The organism is Glaesserella sp. (assembly GCF_041814905.1).
Taxonomy (GTDB): domain Bacteria; phylum Pseudomonadota; class Gammaproteobacteria; order Enterobacterales; family Pasteurellaceae; genus Glaesserella.
This window is the reverse complement of the sequence record NZ_JBGXYA010000062.1, coordinates 17,023-33,070: the sequence shown is the minus strand read 5'-3', so window position 1 is coordinate 33,070 and position 16,048 is coordinate 17,023. Positions and strand designations below refer to the sequence as shown.

Here is a 16,048-nt window from a genome sequence, read left to right as displayed (position 1 = left end):
AAAACAACAATAATCTGATCGCTTGTCGGTTATTTAATGAGGAGAATTTATGAGTTATGCCATTGCCCAAACCAAAGACGGCAATATACTTTCTTTAACAGCCAAAATGGCAAACCGCCACGGTTTAATTGCCGGGGCAACAGGTACAGGTAAAACCGTCACTTTACGCAAACTTGCCGAAGCCTTCAGCGATGACGGCGTACCGGTTTTTTTAGTGGATGTCAAAGGTGACTTGTCCGGTTTAGTACAAGCGGGCAGTTATCAAGGGAAAATTGCAGAACGTATCGAGCAATTCAATCTCGGCGGAGAAAGTTATTTAGCCGGCTTTCCCGTTTCATTTTGGGATGTGTTCGGCGAAAGCGGAATTCCGCTGCGCACCACTATTTCCGAAATGGGTCCGATGCTCCTCGCCCGCTTGTTGAATTTAAACGACACCCAAGAAGGTTTATTAAATCTTGTCTTCCGTGTCGCCGATGATAAAGGTTTACTCCTTATTGATCTGAAAGATTTGCGCACCCTGCTCAAATTCGTGGCGGAGAACGCCAAAACGTTCCAATTGGAATACGGTAATGTGTCCGCCGCAAGTGTCGGCGCCATTCAACGCGCTTTGCTCACCCTTGAAAACGAAGGCGCGACAAATTTATTCGGTGAACCGGCCCTGGATTTGCATGATTGGATCCAAACCCGTGACGGGCGCGGTGTCATCAATGTCTTGAATTCGGAAAAATTGATCAATTCTCCGCGCATGTACGGGGCTTTTCTGCTTTGGTTTATGGCGGAACTGTTTGAAAATTTACCGGAAGTCGGTGATCCCGACAAACCGAAATTCGTGCTGTTTTTCGATGAAGCCCACTTACTGTTTGACGGTGCACCGAAAGTATTGGTCGATAAAATCGAACAAGTGGTTCGTTTGATCCGTTCAAAAGGGGTCGGCGTATATTTCGTGACACAAAATCCGTTGGATCTACCCGAATCGGTTTTAGGGCAATTAGGTAACCGCGTGCAACATGCGCTACGCGCCTTTACCCCGAAAGATCAAAAAGCGGTCAAATCCGCCGCCGAAACCTTCCGTGCCAATCCGTCGGTCAATGTCGTGGAAGCCATTACCCAGCTTGGCGTAGGAGAAGCGTTAATTTCCGTTTTAGACGAAAAAGGGATGCCGACACCGGTGGAAATTGCTTATGTTTATCCGCCGAAAAGCCAATTAAAACCGATTTCAGCCGACGAACGTATAGCCTTAGTGAAACAGGATGACTTATATCTTCACTACAGTCAATTCGTCGATAATCAATCAGCATTTGAAGTACTGAACAGCCAAAGCCAAGCACAACAACAGGCAGCAGAGCAAGCCAAAGCGGAAGAAGAGAGCTTCCTCGGCGGTATGCTCGGCAGTATTTTCGGCACGAAGAAAAAAAGCGAACAAAGCATCGCCGAACAGTTGGTCGGCAGTGTGGCTCAATCCGTCGGACGAAATTTACGCAACCAAGTGACGAAGCAAATTATGCGCGGCATTTTAGGTGCGATAAGTAAAAAATAGCGTTTTACCTTATATGCAATAGATTACAAGCGGTGGGATTTGCAAATTATTTTGCAAATCCCACCGCTTGTTTTATGTCGGATTACTTTTTCATTTCCGGTTTTTTCATCATTTCATCCGACATCATTTTCTTCGCGTCATCCGATTTCATCTCCATCATCTGTTCGGATTTCATTCCCGTCTGTTCGGATGTTTTCTCTTTCATGGTTTCCATCTTCATTTCCGCCGGTTTCATGCATTTATCTCCTTTCATTTCCATACAAGGTTGCATTTGATCCGCTTTCTCCATTCCCATTTTGTTGTCTGTCGCGTAGGCTGGTATGGTTGCAAGCACGAGTAATGCGGTTAATGTGAGTTTTTTCATTTAAAATCTCCTTCGATCAGATAATAGTTAATAACTTATTTGACCAATTCAATATTGGCACCGAATTAGACGTGCTCCTCGAATGAAAACTTACACTTTTATTTTAAGAATATGTAAAATTTTTATAGTTTATTGATTTATTTGTGAATGAACTCACAGTTTTCAACCTCAAAATTCGTTATAGTGACAACATTTTCCATCTGATAATTAAAAGGATACGTTATGAAACTCAAAACGCTTTCTCTTGCTCTTTCCTCTTTATTTTTAAGTTCCGTGATCGCAACCGGAGCCAATGCCGCCGGGCGTTTGGTCGTCTATTGCAGTGCAACCAATTTAATGTGCGAGCAAGAAACGCAAGCTTTCGGTCAAAAATATGATGTAAAAGTCTCCTTTATCCGCAATGGTTCGGGCAGTACCTTGGCGAAAGTCGATGCGGAAAAAAATAATCCGCAAGCCGACGTGTGGTATGGCGGTACTTTAGATCCGCAATCCCAAGCCGGTGAAATGGGATTATTGCAAGCCTACCAATCGCCGAACTTAGCTCAAATTGTTGAAAAATTCCGGGATCCGGCAAAAGTCAAAGGCAATTATACCTCTGCCGTTTATATGGGTATTTTAGGTTTCGGTGTGAATCTTGACCGTTTGAAAAAATTGGGTATCGAAAAAGTGCCGACTTCTTGGGAAGATCTGCTCGATCCACGTTTAGCCGGTGAAATTCAAATTGCTGACCCACAAAGCTCCGGTACCGCTTATACCGCGATTGCGACATTCGTCCAACTTTGGGGTGAAGAGAAAGCTTTTGATTATTTCAAAAAATTACATAAAAACATTTCTCAATATACTAAATCAGGTGTAACTCCATCACGCAATACGGCTCGTGGCGAAACCGCCATCGGTATCGGTTTCTTACACGATTATTCCGTGGAGAAAAAGAACGGTGCAAATATTGAGATGGTGGTGCCAAGCGAAGGTACCGGTTATGAGTTGGGCGGTGTGAGTATCTTAAAAGGGGCGCGGAACTTAAATAATGCCAAACTCTTTGTAGACTGGGCGTTATCTAAAGAAGCACAAGAACTTTCTTGGAAAAAAGGGGAATCATTCCAAGTATTAACCAATACGACGGCTGAAACTTCTCCTTATTCTCTTGATCCAAATACACTCAAATTAATTGATTATGACTTTGAAAAATACGGTTCAAGTGATGAGCGTAAACGCTTAATTGATAAATGGGTCTCAGAAGTTAAGTTAGCAAACTAATTTAACGCATAAATATCGGCACGCGTTTTACCGCGTGCCTTTTGATCACTTCGTACATAGTGGAAATCATTGAGAATGTACTGTCACAATTTGATTATTCCTTAATTTCTCTGATAGTAAAGCCCGTTGTACAAAAACCATTTTTGTGAGGTCTTATGCAATCTTCTTTTTTTTCCCGCCCTCTTTTTTGGGTGCTTCTCTCTTTTTTAGGCTTTGCGCTATTGCCTTCAAAAGCATTAGATTACGGCTTGCTTGAGTCGACTTCCGATGAATATCTGGCTGCAATGGGTTGGTCTAGTTTCAACCTGACTTGGGCTTGGTTTTTACCTCTGCTTATTTATCTATTGCCTAACAGTAATCATAGTCTTCAGCGCAGCAAGCTGGAATTAATTGGCGTTGCAGCCTTGTTTCTATTCATTTTTATTTCTGCGATTGTGGCAAAGATCAGCCTCGGCTATTCGGTGATGTTTGTGATTGTGGCATTAATTGCCATTGCGACCAATGCTTTTGCCAATTTAAAAGTGATGCAGGGTGATCGTTTCATTATTGCTTCACTTATCAGCATTATTTTGTTGATATTCTTCTTTATCGTCTATCCGACCATTGCGATTTTTATTTCAATGTTCTATGACGGTAGCGAATTCGTGCCTGCACAAGTTTTTACGATTTTAAAACAGCCTTATGTATTGCGTGTTATTACTAACTCTTTGGGCGTTGCCGCAACCGTTGGGATCTTATCAACTTTATTCGGTTTAGCTTTTGCTCTCTATACCACGCGTATTGCTAAACGGACTGCGTTTATCGGTAAAATTTTCTCAATCTTACCTATTGTGACTCCGCCTTTCGTCGTTGGTCTAGGGGTAACATTAATGCTTGGACGTTCGGGCTATGTTACGTCATTTTTAGTGGAATACTTTGGATTTGCCAGTAACTGGTTATATGGTTTCACCGGTATTGTGATCGCGCATACATTAGCTTTAACGCCAATGTCATTTATGATTTTGGAAGGGGCATTAAAATCCATTCATCCATCAGTTGAAGAAGCTGCCTATACTCTGCGTTCCAACCGTTATCAAGCATTTTTCAATATTATTTTTCCTTTGCTGAAACCGGCATTAGCGAACTCATTCTTAGTCGTAGTAATTCAATCTCTTGCTGACTTCAGTACTCCGCTCGTATTGGGAGGGAGCTTCGATGTGATTGCGACACAAATCTATTTCTATATTGCAGGTTCACAATTAGACTACGCTTCGGCAAGTACGCTCGGTTCGATTTTATTAGTATTTTCTCTCGCCATTTTTGTTATTCAATATCTTTGGATTGGCAATCGTTCTTATGTCACCGTTTCCGGTAAATCCTATCGCGGCGACGTACAGGATCTTCCAAATGCTATGAAAGGGGTGATTATCGCAACCTTATCCGCTTGGGTACTCTTTAACCTGGTTCTATACGGCAGTATTTTTTACGGTAGTTTTACCGTAAACTGGGGCGTGGACTACACTTTAACATTAAACAACTATAAGAGCTTATTCGGGCAAGGCTTTGACGATGGTGCTTGGCCGTCATTAATTCAAACAGTTATTTTCGCAGCCAGTGCGGCTCCGATAACCGCACTTTTCGGCTTATTGATCGCTTACATCACCGTACGCCGTAATTTCAAAGGTAAAAAAACCTTGGAATTCCTCACATTGCTCTGTTTTGCAGTACCGGGAACTGTTGCCGGGGTTTCTTATATCCTTGCCTTCAACAATGCACCGATTTATCTTACCGGCACCGGAATGATCATCATTCTTTCAATGGTAATGCGAAACATGCCGGTCGGGATGCGTGCTGCGATTGCAGGACTTGGGCAATTAGATAAATCACTGGATGAAGCCTCTCTTTCTTTAAAAGCAGGCTCATTTAAAACCATCTTCTTCATCGTATTACCGCTACTTAAGCCTGCATTACTTTCTGCGTTGGTCACCAGCTTCGTGCGGGCAATGACAACAGTAAGTGCAATTGTCTTCCTTGTTACGGCGGATACACGTGTTGCAACATCCTATATTTTAAACCGTGTAGAAGATGGTGAATATGGTGTGGCGATTGCTTATGGTTCAATTCTGATTGTCGTCATGATGGCAATTATTTTCTTCTTTGACTGGATTGTGGGTGACACTCGTATTGCCCGCTCTAAAGCGAAAAAAATGAATTAAGGATAGAAAAATGGAACAACAAAATGATTTCTTAGTATTAAAAAATGTGACTAAATCCTTTGGTAAAGCGACGGTAATTAATAATTTAAGTTTATCAATTAAAAAAGGCACCATGGTTACGCTACTTGGACCATCCGGTTGTGGCAAAACGACGGTATTGCGTCTTGTCGCCGGTTTGGAAAACCCGACGGAAGGTCAAATCTTTATCGACGGCGAAGATGTCACTCACAACTCTATCCAACAGCGTGATATCTGTATCGTATTCCAGTCTTACGCACTTTTCCCTCATATGTCGATAGGTGACAATGTCGGTTACGGTTTGAAAATGCAAGGGGTACCGAAAGAAGAACGTAAGCAACGCGTTAAAGAAGCACTAGAACTGGTGGATTTGGCCGGTTTTGAAGATCGTTATGTCGATCAAATTTCAGGCGGACAACAACAACGTGTCGCTCTTGCCCGTGCGCTGATTCTCAAACCGAAAGTATTGCTGTTTGATGAACCGCTCAGTAACTTGGATGCCAATCTGCGTCGTTCAATGCGTGAAAAAATCCGTGAGTTACAGCAACGTCTGAATATCACGTCACTCTATGTTACCCATGACCAAACAGAAGCCTTTGCAGTATCCGATGAAGTTATCGTGATGGACAAAGGTGTGATTAAACAAAAAGATACAGCGAAAATGCTCTATTTACAGCCTAACTCACTATTTTTAGCAAACTTTATGGGTGAATCCACCATTTTGGAAGGAAATCGTCAAGGCGATGCCATTCAAATCGGTACATTCGATTTTACCCTTGAAAACGCTGAACGTTTTAATGTGCCGAACGGTGATTGTTTAGTGGGTATCCGTCCTGAAGCCATTCAGCTTTTCCCTTATGGTAATGAAAATCAACGTTGTGAAATTAAACACGCTGTTTATATGGGTAATCATTGGGAAGTAGTGATGTTTTGGCAAGGTAAAGAAATTTTAGTAAATCTCAACCCAGAACATTACGATGAAAATCAGCAACAACACTATATTCATCTAATGAGTAAAGGCATTTTCTTACTGAATAAAGAATAACGACGCTAAACAAGCGGTCGAATTTTGCTTATTTTTTGCAAATTTTTCGGTAAAACAGACCGCTTGTTATAACACCTCACCGCTCAGTAAAAGCACACAATTTAGAGACTTCACAAAATAACAAGCATAAAAAAAGCCCCTGAATCAGGGGCTACTCGGAAAGCAAATTTATGAACCGGTTGCTGAACGCAACACTTATTTTTAATGTGAGGAAATATTAAGTCAAGTTCTTAAACTTTTCAAATAATTTTTCAAGAAAAGTCAAACTTTTTCACAACTATGTGATCAGTCTCACATTTTATGACGATAAGCGCCGCGCTTGCCAAAAGGTTTTTGACCAATACGGAGAATTCATATCGGAATAGATCACTCCGCCTTTCGTTGAAGCATGTAAAAATTGACCGTCTTTTACATAAACGCCAACATGCTTACCGTTAGGACCCCGCCCGGTATTAAAGAAAACCAAATCACCGGTTTGAATTTCATGTTTTGAAATTTTTCTACCTTCCAAAGCTTGTTCGCTTGTTGTTCTCGGTAAGTCAATACCAAATAAATCACGAAACGTTACTTGCATAAATCCGGAACAATCTACACCACTACGACTTGTTCCCCCTAAGCGATAACGCGTTCCTTTCCACTCTCTTTGCTGTTCACTAAGGCTGCTAATCACAAAAATAGGATCGGAAATGCTTCCTTGGTTAGCCTTATAGATTTTTGATGTTCCTGCTTTATAAGTATCGCCACTTCCGCTACACGCGGTTAATGCAACTGCAGATATCAAAACAGCACACAGAGAAACCGTTTTTTTATTCAACATTTGAAACATTTTGAGTTCCTCTAAAAAGAAACATTCTGCAACTTCAATAATTGCAGAATGTTTTCCTATTGTTTTAGGCTTTTACCTTCGCGTTTTCAACGCGTTCGCGCAATTTTTGCCCCGATTTGAATACAACGACTCTGCGAGCAGATACCGCCACATCTTCACCGGTTTTCGGGTTTCTACCCGGACGAGCTTTCTTATCTCTGACAGAAAAATTACCGAAACCCGATAACTTAACTTCTTCGCCTTTTTCAAGCGATAAGCGAATCTCTTCAAAAAATTGTTCGACAAATTGTTTAGCAACACGTTTATCCAACCCGCATTTTTCAACAAGGTTTTCTGCTATTTCAATTTTGGTAAGTGCCATAATGTTTTCCTTAATCTAGTCTCTTAGATAGGCATTGAAACGTTTAGCCAGTGCATCTAACACCGTTTGAATCACTGCGTTAATTTGATCTTCTTCAAGGGTCTTTTCAGTATCCTGAATTGTCAGACTGATTGCCAAACTCTTCTTACCGAATGCTAAATTCGCCCCTTGATAAACATCGAATAAATTCACGCTAACTAATTTCTCGCCACCAGCTTGACGACATTCGTTTATAACATCACCTGCAGCAACGTCCATGTCAACTACAACTGCAATATCGCGTTTATTTGCCGGGAAGCGAGAGATTTCTTTCGCATTTGGAACAGTACGCTCAGCAATTGCTTCCGCCAATAGTTCAAATGCAACCGGTTTACCCGATAATCCTAATTTTTGCACAATTTTTGGATGAATTGTACCAATAAAACCAATTTCTTTACCCTCTAACATAATTGCAGCCGATTGCCCCGGGTGCAATGCAGGATATTGCTTCGCAACAAACTGCAAGTCGTTACCGACACTGGTTAAAGATAAAATACGTTCTAAGTCACCTTTAAGATCAAAGAAATCGACGTTTTCCGCTTTATGTTCCCAGTGTGTCGGGCGTTTATCTCCGGCAATCACCGCGCCGAAAACCGTTTCTTGTCGAATACCGTTTTCTGCATTGCTGTCCGGAATAAAACGTAAACCGCTTTCAAAAATACGTACACGATTTTGCTGACGATTTTGGTTATAAGCAACGGTTTCCAATAATCCGGTCAATAGTGAAACGCGCATCGCCGACATTTCGCTGGAAATCGGGTTAGGTAAAATTAAAGCCTCTTGTTCAGGATGTAATAATTGTTGTACTTTAGGATCCACGAAACTATAAGTCACCACTTCCTGATAATCGCTATCAACCAAAGCGGTTCTCACCCGAATTGCTTCCAGTAATTTTTCCGGAATGCCTTTCATTTTAAGATGCGCTAACGGAGCATTATTCGGAATGCTGTTATAACCGTAAATACGCGCCACTTCCTCAATCAGATCTTCTTCAATTTCGATGTCGAAACGCCAGCTTGGGGATTTCACCGTCCAAACATTGTTAGCATATTCAGATTGCAAACCTAAACGGTTAAAAATATCGCTGACCGTTTCTGTTTCAATGTGGTGACCTAATAACGAATCCAATTTACTGCGACGTAAAGTAACGGTTTTCGCTTTCGGTAAGTGTTCGTCACTAACCGCTTCAACGATTTCACCTGCTTCACCGCCTGCAATTTCAATTAATAATGCAGTTGCCCGCTCCATTGCCTGACGCGCTAATTCGGGATCAACGCCTCGTTCAAAACGGTGTGAAGCATCGGTATGTAAGCCATATTGACGCGCTCGACCGGTAATCGCTAACGGGGCAAAAAAAGCGGCTTCTAATACCACGTTTTTAGTTTCTGTACTGGTTCCGCTTGCTTCACCGCCAAAAATACCAGCCATTGCAAGCGGTCCGTTTTGGTCTGCAATTAGCAACGTATTTGATTGCAGTTTTGCTGTGGTACCGTCCAATAAAACAAGCGCTTCACCGTCTTTTGCCATACGCACTTGTACCGGCTGAGCAATTTTATCTAGATCGAAAGCGTGCATTGGTTGCCCTAGTTCGAGCAAACTATGGTTGGTAATATCAACGATAGGATCAATAGAACGAATACCGCAACGACGGAGCTTTTCCTGTAACCATAACGGTGATTTAGCGTTAATATTAACACCTTTGATAACGCGTAATAAGTAACGTGGACACGCTTCCGGCGCTTGTAAATCAATAGACACTTTATCCGCGATAGTCGCTTTTACCGGTTCAATCTGCGGAGTGTTCAACGGTAATCGATTAACTACCCCAACTTCACGGGCTATACCGGCAATACTTAAGCAATCGGCTCGGTTCGGCGTTAAACTGATTTCAATTGTGTTATCATTTAGTTTCAAATAGTCACGTAAATCAGTACCGATCGGCGCATCTAACGGTAACTCAATGATCCCGCTATGATCTTCTTTAATGCTTAATTCCGAATATGAACAAAGCATGCCTTCTGACGGTTGACCCCGTAATTTAGTTTTTTTAATCTTAAAATTACCCGGTAAAACCGCTCCTTCAATTGCACAAGCTACCTTTAAACCTTGTCGGCAATTGGGTGCACCGCAAACAATGTCTAATAAGCGTTCGCCACCGACATTTACTTTAGTAATACGTAATTTATCCGCATCGGGGTGTTGAGCACATTCAACCACTTCTCCGACAACGACACCGGTAAATTCACCTGCGACGGCATCTACAGCATCAACTTCTAAACCTAACATAGTAATTTGGTCGCATAATTGCTCGGTGGTAATCGCTGGATTTACCCACTCACGCAACCAACTTTCACTGAATTTCATATCTCTATCCTATAACCTTTTATCTACTGCTGACGCGAACGTCTCACTCATGCCATAGATAATTTTGCAAAATTTTATTAAAAACTGACCGCTTGTTTCTCGTTTCGAGCGGAACACTCTCGCCGGCGGCGCTGATCATTACTTAAATTGTTTTAAAAAACGCAGATCATTCTCAAAGAATGAACGTAGATCGGTCACGTTATAACGAAGCATTGTTAAACGTTCAACCCCCATTCCCGCCGCAAAACCTGAGTATTCGTTAGGATCAATGCCCACACTACGTAGCACATTCGGATGCACCATACCGCAACCTAACACTTCAAGCCATTTACCGTTTTTACCCATTACGTCCACTTCCGCAGATGGTTCAGTGAATGGGAAATAAGACGGACGGAAACGCACTTGCAGATCTTCTTCAAAGAAGGCACGTAAGAAGTCGTGTAACAAGCCTTTTAATTCGGTAAAGTTGGCTTTTTTATCGACATAAAGTAATTCGATTTGATGGAACATCGGCGTATGGGTTTGGTCGTAATCATTACGATATACACGTCCCGGTGCCATAATACGGATAGGCGGACTCATTTTTTCCATGGTTCGGATCTGTACGCCTGAGGTTTGGGTACGCAATAAACGCTCTGCATCAAACCAGAAAGTATCATGGTCGGCTCGAGCCGGATGGTGAGGAGGAATATTTAATGCATCAAAGTTGTAATAATCCGTTTCAATTTCCGGACCTTTTTCGACGGAAAAACCGAGCTCTGCAAAAAATTTCACAACACGTTCGATTGTAATGGAAACCGGATGTAAACCGCCTAACTCCGCTTTGCGGCCGGGTAAGCTCACATCGATTTTTTCTTTTTCTAATTGGGCATTAATTGCCGCTTGTTCCCACTCTTCTTTTTTTACGTTTAAGCGATCAAGAATGATCTGTTTGGCTTCATTAATCTTTGCGCCTATTGCCGGACGTTCTTCCGCCGCGACATCGCGCAAACTTTGCATTAACTGGGTAAAATGACCTTTTTTACCAAAATATTCCACACGAAATGTTTCTAAGGCGTCCAATCCTTTATCATGTAACTCATCTAATGCTAAACGAGCCTGTTCTGTAATTTCTTTTAGGTTTTGCATTCCTACCCTCTAAATTGATGATTTACTGTAAATGAGCCTATTTTTCTAGGCATAACATATTGAATAATAATACTTCTGAACGATATTGTAAATTTAAAGATCACTCACTTTTTTAATAACCCATTGATTTTTAAGTGTTAGATGTTTGTAAAAATCGAGAAAGTTGCAAATAAATCCCCAATAATTTGCAAAAAATTTAGCTTATCAGACCGCTTGTAGCACATTAATCCGTGATCTTAAGAAAAACATACTGTAAAATCCGCCCGAGCTTACATCGGTGTAAACTCAAAATCATATAACCTTAATGGAGATAAACTTATGGCTATGAATAATATTTTAGGATTATTCGCACAATCGCCACTTAAGCCACTACAGCAACATTCAAAGAAAGTAACTGAATGTTGTGGACTGTTAGTTCCGTTTTTCGAGGCTACCTTTAACGATAATTGGGAAGAAGCGGAGAAGATCAGAGCGACAATTACACGTTTTGAAAATGAAGCGGATAACCTTAAGCGTGAAATCCGTTTGAAATCACCTCGTGGCTTATTTATGCCTGTTGAACGAACCGATTTACTCGAATTGGTTACACAGTTAGACAAATTGGCAAACTATGCAAAAGATATTTCCGGTCGAGTTATTGGCCGTCGACTCGTCATCCCGACAGAGATTCAAGCGACCTTCCAGCGCTTCCTTGCCCGCAGTCTTGATTCAACCGTCCAAGCCGGCAAAGTAATTGATGAGATGGATCAATTATTGGAAAGTGGCTTCCGTGGCCGAGAACTTAATTTTGTCAATAATATGATCTTAGCGTTGGATAAAATTGAAGACGATACCGATCAACTTCAAATCGAATTACGTAGAGCTATTTTACCTATTGAAAGCTCATATAGTCCGATTGATATTATATTCCTGTATAAAATTATTGAATGGGTAGGTGTTCTTGCAGACCAAGCACAACGTATCGGTTCGAGAATCGAGTTGATGTTAGCTCGTTCATAATTAAGAGGTTGAAAATTATGCAATTAATTCATGACTATGGAACAATTCTGATCATCATTACTGCGCTATTCGGTTTTTTAATGGCATTTGGTATCGGTGCAAACGACGTCTCAAATGCGATGGGAACATCGGTTGGTTCAGGGACAGTCACTGCAAAACAAGCCATTCTTATTGCAATGGTTTTTGAATTTGCCGGTGCATATCTTGCAGGTGGTGAAGTAACAGAAACCATCAAAAGTGGAATTATTGATATCTCTCTTTTCTCCGGTCGTCCTGATGTTTTAATATTGGGTATGATGTCGGCGTTATTAGCTGCCGGCTTATGGTTATTACTTGCATCCAAAATGGGTTGGCCGGTTTCGACGACTCACTCCATTATCGGCGCGATCATCGGTTTCGGTTGCTTAACTGTAGGCGCTGAATCCGTACATTGGGGGCAATTAGGCGGTATTGTGGGAAGTTGGTTTATTACTCCATTAGTTGCCGGTATTGTGTCTTACACTATTTTTACCAGTACACAAAAGCTGATCTTTGATACAGAAAATCCGATGGAAAACGCTCGTAAATACGGTCCTTTTTATATGGGCTTGACCGCATTTATTTTGAGTATCGTCACGATGAGTAAAGGTTTGAAACACGTTGGGTTACATTTAACTACAGGCGAAACTGTTCTAATCTCCTCCGCCATTGCCGCTGTTGGTATTACCGTTTGCTATTTTTACTTCCGAAGCGAGTCTTTTGCAAACCGTGTCCAAGGTAGTGCATTTGGTGGTGTTGAAAAAGTATTTAGTATCTTAATGCTTTTAACGGCTTGTTCCATGGCATTTGCCCACGGTTCAAATGACGTTGCCAATGCTATCGGTCCCCTTTCTGCGGTAGTTTCTGTGGTCGAAAGCGGCGGTGTAGTCGCGGGTAAAGCGACATTAGCCCCTTGGATTTTACCGCTTGGTGCTATAGGGATTGTGTTTGGTATGGCTGTAATGGGTTATAAAGTAATGGGTACCATCGGCTCCGGTATTACAGACTTAACGCCAAGCCGCGGATTCTCCGCAGAGTTTGCCGCAGCGATCACCGTTGTTATTGCATCCGGTACAGGTTTACCAATCTCGACAACACAGACTCTCGTCGGTGCTATTCTTGGTGTTGGTTTTGCTCGTGGTATTGCAGCATTAAACTTAGGTGTAATCCGTAATATCGTTGCATCTTGGATGATTACTCTGCCAATGGGGGCTCTCCTTTCCATTATTATTTATTACATAATGAGTGTAATTTTTATGTAATATCGAGGTCTGAATTTTAGAGGAAGTGCGTTTATTCGCACTTTTTCTTTTATTTTTAAGTAAGGAATTAACATGCAAAAATATATTTCGACTCTACTCGCTTGCTTTTTACTCGGGGCTTCATTACCGGCTGTAGCCCAAAACCTGTACGTAACAGAAAATCTAAATACTTATTTACGTAAAGGTCCGGGGGATCAATATAAAATCTCAGGGTCCATCCAAGCCGGCGAAAAAGTCACATTGCTTGATAAAAAAGAACGTTATTCTCTGATTCGCGACAGCAAAAATCGTGAGTCTTGGATTTTAAATTCAGAATTGACCGATACACCAAGTTCTAAAGAATTAACACCTCAGCTCCAACAACAAGTTCAAGAACTCACTCTGAAATTAAATAACATTGATAAAGATTGGCAGCAACGTACGGCAGAAATGCAACGTCGTACTCAACAAGCCGAACAACAAAGCAGTCAATTACTGGAGCAAAATGCTCAGTTAAAACGTGAAGTTGATATTTTAAAAAATAAAAATCGTGATCTTGAAACATTGCAAGACGCCGAATCCAGAGAGATTATGATTCAATATTTTATTTACGGAGGGACCGTACTAGGTGTAGGATTATTAATCGGCTTAATCGTTCCGTTTATTCTTCCACGTCGTAAACGTAACAACGGTTGGGCGTAAAAAATTCAAAGCCTCGGTTCTTATCCGAGGCTTTACATTTTAACTTAAGCGTTTTTTATTGAATCAATCGCTAATAAATGATTAGTAAAACTATCTTGAGATTCGCAACGCCAAGTTGCCCAAAGCTTCGCATTATTAGGTTTATTATCCAATTCCAAAGCCAACCAATTCCGAGCTGCCATCACATAGCGGTTAGAGCCAGGAAACAGCATCATCTCCGCAAACAGATTGACATCCAACGTCTGCTTTTTCTTGGCGACCGTGTTAAGCACATTTAAAAAAAGTCTTTCCATCACAGAAACCAATGACGGATGTACAATTGCCGTCGAGGTTAATTGATGAATTTGCGCCCAATTTTCGTGCGGTGCGACATCCTGTTTATACAATACACCCCACGCGGCCACGTGAACATCACCGGACACAAACGTCACTTTGATATTTTTTTCCTTAGCGACTTTTAATAACGTTTCTGCTAAACGTTTACGTTCCCCCTCATGGTTATCATGAGACCAATGATCTTTTAAATCATCCGCACTGCTATCCAGCACATGATCGGAACCTAAATTATCCAAAAAGGCTTCCGCAAGCGAAAGCTTAGGATGAACAACCGGTACCGAGGAAATGAAAAGTAAATGTTGGCAATTATTCGAATTATCAATATTTCCCAACCATTTGTGTAACGCCGTCCATGTATTCGGACCGATCACTTGCTGCACAGAACGTTCAGTTCTTAAATCCGGCACAATAATCTGCAATGGACCAATACGAAATGCCGAAGAAAAGCTTGCCTGATTATCCAATAAAGGTAAGGCCAACGGATCTTTCTGTAATATGGTTGACCATACTATCGGTTCAAATAATGGATCATCACGCCGAATATATTGATTATTTTGTGCTTTTAACGGTGGTAAATCATTAATATTTTGTTGCATTTGAAATACCCAAAATGCCCGACGAGCATGGTAAAACAGCCTTTGGAACATCGGACTTTGTTGCATCTCCGGCGTATAAGATCCCCAACCGTCAAAAATATCATGGTCATCCCACATCATAATAGTCGGAATGGTTGCCATTCCGTAAGCGGAATCTAAAGTCCTATTTTTCGCCCCCCATTGATTACGTTCTTTAGATAACCAACTTTCGCAATAATGATTAAAATAGTAACTTTCGATTTCTTTATCTAACTTATCCGGCACTTTATATTTCAACTGCTCTTGCCGAGACATACCAATCCAGCGTTTGAGCGATTTGATATCTTCCCACATAGAATCCAAGTAAAGTTGATCTCCTCCCATCACAAGCAAATGAAATCGCTGAATCCCTTGATCATGAATACGCGCTTCATGCCACAACTGTTCTTTATCGAGCTTATAGCCCGCCGGTCTTAATAATTTGTCATGGCTTGCCAATAAATCTTCCCATACCGAATTTTTTGCTTTAATCAATTTACGTAATCCGTTCGGATCAGATAATCCATTACAAGACACATAACTAAGACGAGGGGGTGACGATTTCGCCGGTACGGTAAAATGCCAAGTTTCTGCAATACCAACCACATTATAAGCAACCCGAACTTCATCATTTTGTTGCAGAGAACTGAGATCGTAGCGCAAATAGCAACGACCATCATACTCTAATAACAACGAAGGCGGAGCGGTCGGCTTACCATTAAGTAACATCGTCGGAACGGACGCTTTGCTTTCAACGGCAATCAAAGCACTCACCTTCCAAACATCATTCACACAGCCTCGAAACGAAAGAACCGGTCCAAACAATAATTTAGCCATAAAGCCTCCAAAGGTAAGGGTTAACAAGAAAGCTTAATTGATTCATTATTAGCCGGATTGAATGGAATTGTTGTTGATGAAAATCAAGGAAAATGTCAAATCAATGCTGATATGACCTCAATAAAAAAACGCTGAGATAAATCTCAGCGTTTTGATAAATTTGCAAA

At 41.3% G+C, this 16,048-nt stretch carries 13 protein-coding genes; 7 read left to right on the top strand and 6 right to left on the bottom strand.

Going from position 1 to position 16,048, the window contains the following annotated elements; genetic code table 11:
* Positions 1–49: 49 nt before the first annotated feature.
* A complete protein-coding gene (locus tag ACEYJ7_RS09025; protein ID WP_373778762.1) occupies positions 50–1,537 on the top strand; it encodes a helicase HerA-like C-terminal domain-containing protein in 1,488 nt (495 codons plus the stop codon).
* An 82-nt stretch (positions 1,538–1,619) separates the two neighbouring features.
* Here the strand turns inward: ACEYJ7_RS09025 and ACEYJ7_RS09020 are convergent, their stop codons facing one another.
* Positions 1,620–1,901 carry a hypothetical protein gene (locus ACEYJ7_RS09020; RefSeq protein WP_373778760.1) on the bottom strand — a complete coding sequence of 94 codons (282 nt, stop codon included), beginning with the start codon at positions 1,899–1,901 and terminating at the stop codon, positions 1,620–1,622.
* Between the two features lie 222 nt (positions 1,902–2,123).
* Here ACEYJ7_RS09020 and ACEYJ7_RS09015 point away from each other — a divergent pair, with 222 nt between their 5' ends.
* The 3 genes from ACEYJ7_RS09015 (at position 2,124) to fbpC (ending at position 6,416) form a co-directional block, all read left to right on the top strand.
* On the top strand, positions 2,124–3,158 hold the full coding sequence (locus ACEYJ7_RS09015) for an ABC transporter substrate-binding protein (protein WP_373778758.1): 1,035 nt from the start codon (positions 2,124–2,126) through the stop codon (positions 3,156–3,158).
* A 155-nt stretch (positions 3,159–3,313) separates the two neighbouring features.
* The gene (locus tag ACEYJ7_RS09010; RefSeq protein WP_373778756.1) at positions 3,314–5,353 is read left to right on the top strand and encodes an ABC transporter permease; all 2,040 of its coding nucleotides are present in this window, start codon (positions 3,314–3,316) and stop codon (positions 5,351–5,353) included.
* 10 nt (positions 5,354–5,363) lie between these two features.
* Entirely contained in the window at positions 5,364–6,416 is a 1,053-nt protein-coding gene (gene fbpC, locus ACEYJ7_RS09005; RefSeq protein ID WP_373778755.1) for a ferric ABC transporter ATP-binding protein, read from the top strand.
* A gap of 298 nt (positions 6,417–6,714) precedes the next feature.
* Here fbpC and ACEYJ7_RS09000 read toward each other — a convergent pair whose 3' ends face one another.
* The 4 genes from ACEYJ7_RS09000 to pheS form a co-directional block, all read right to left on the bottom strand.
* A complete protein-coding gene (locus ACEYJ7_RS09000) occupies positions 6,715–7,242 on the bottom strand; it encodes an NlpC/P60 family protein (protein WP_373778753.1) in 528 nt (175 codons plus the stop codon).
* Between the two features lie 64 nt (positions 7,243–7,306).
* Positions 7,307–7,603 carry an integration host factor subunit alpha gene (locus tag ACEYJ7_RS08995; RefSeq protein ID WP_373778752.1) on the bottom strand — a complete coding sequence of 99 codons (297 nt, stop codon included), beginning with the start codon at positions 7,601–7,603 and terminating at the stop codon, positions 7,307–7,309.
* 15 nt (positions 7,604–7,618) lie between these two features.
* The gene (gene pheT, locus ACEYJ7_RS08990; protein ID WP_373778750.1) at positions 7,619–10,006 is read right to left on the bottom strand and encodes a phenylalanine--tRNA ligase subunit beta; all 2,388 of its coding nucleotides are present in this window, start codon (positions 10,004–10,006) and stop codon (positions 7,619–7,621) included.
* Between the two features lie 138 nt (positions 10,007–10,144).
* A complete protein-coding gene (gene pheS / locus ACEYJ7_RS08985; RefSeq protein ID WP_373778749.1) occupies positions 10,145–11,134 on the bottom strand; it encodes a phenylalanine--tRNA ligase subunit alpha in 990 nt (329 codons plus the stop codon).
* 318 nt (positions 11,135–11,452) lie between these two features.
* On the opposite strand from pheS, the gene ACEYJ7_RS08980 reads away from it, so the two are divergent.
* The 3 genes from ACEYJ7_RS08980 to ACEYJ7_RS08970 all read left to right on the top strand — a co-directional run bounded on the left by ACEYJ7_RS08980 (position 11,453) and on the right by ACEYJ7_RS08970 (position 14,094).
* Positions 11,453–12,133 (top strand): TIGR00153 family protein, encoded by a 681-nt coding sequence (locus ACEYJ7_RS08980; protein ID WP_373778748.1) that lies wholly within the window; start codon positions 11,453–11,455, stop codon positions 12,131–12,133.
* 17 nt (positions 12,134–12,150) lie between these two features.
* Complete coding sequence (locus tag ACEYJ7_RS08975; RefSeq protein ID WP_373778746.1) at positions 12,151–13,413, top strand: inorganic phosphate transporter; 1,263 nt, start codon at positions 12,151–12,153, stop codon at positions 13,411–13,413.
* A 72-nt stretch (positions 13,414–13,485) separates the two neighbouring features.
* Positions 13,486–14,094: a TIGR04211 family SH3 domain-containing protein gene (locus ACEYJ7_RS08970; RefSeq protein WP_373778745.1), complete on the top strand. Its 609-nt coding sequence runs from the start codon at positions 13,486–13,488 to the stop codon at positions 14,092–14,094.
* Between the two features lie 44 nt (positions 14,095–14,138).
* On the opposite strand, the gene ACEYJ7_RS08965 is transcribed toward ACEYJ7_RS08970, so the two are convergent.
* Positions 14,139–15,881: a hypothetical protein gene (locus tag ACEYJ7_RS08965; RefSeq protein ID WP_373778744.1), complete on the bottom strand. Its 1,743-nt coding sequence runs from the start codon at positions 15,879–15,881 to the stop codon at positions 14,139–14,141.
* Between the last annotated feature and the right edge of the window lie 167 nt (positions 15,882–16,048).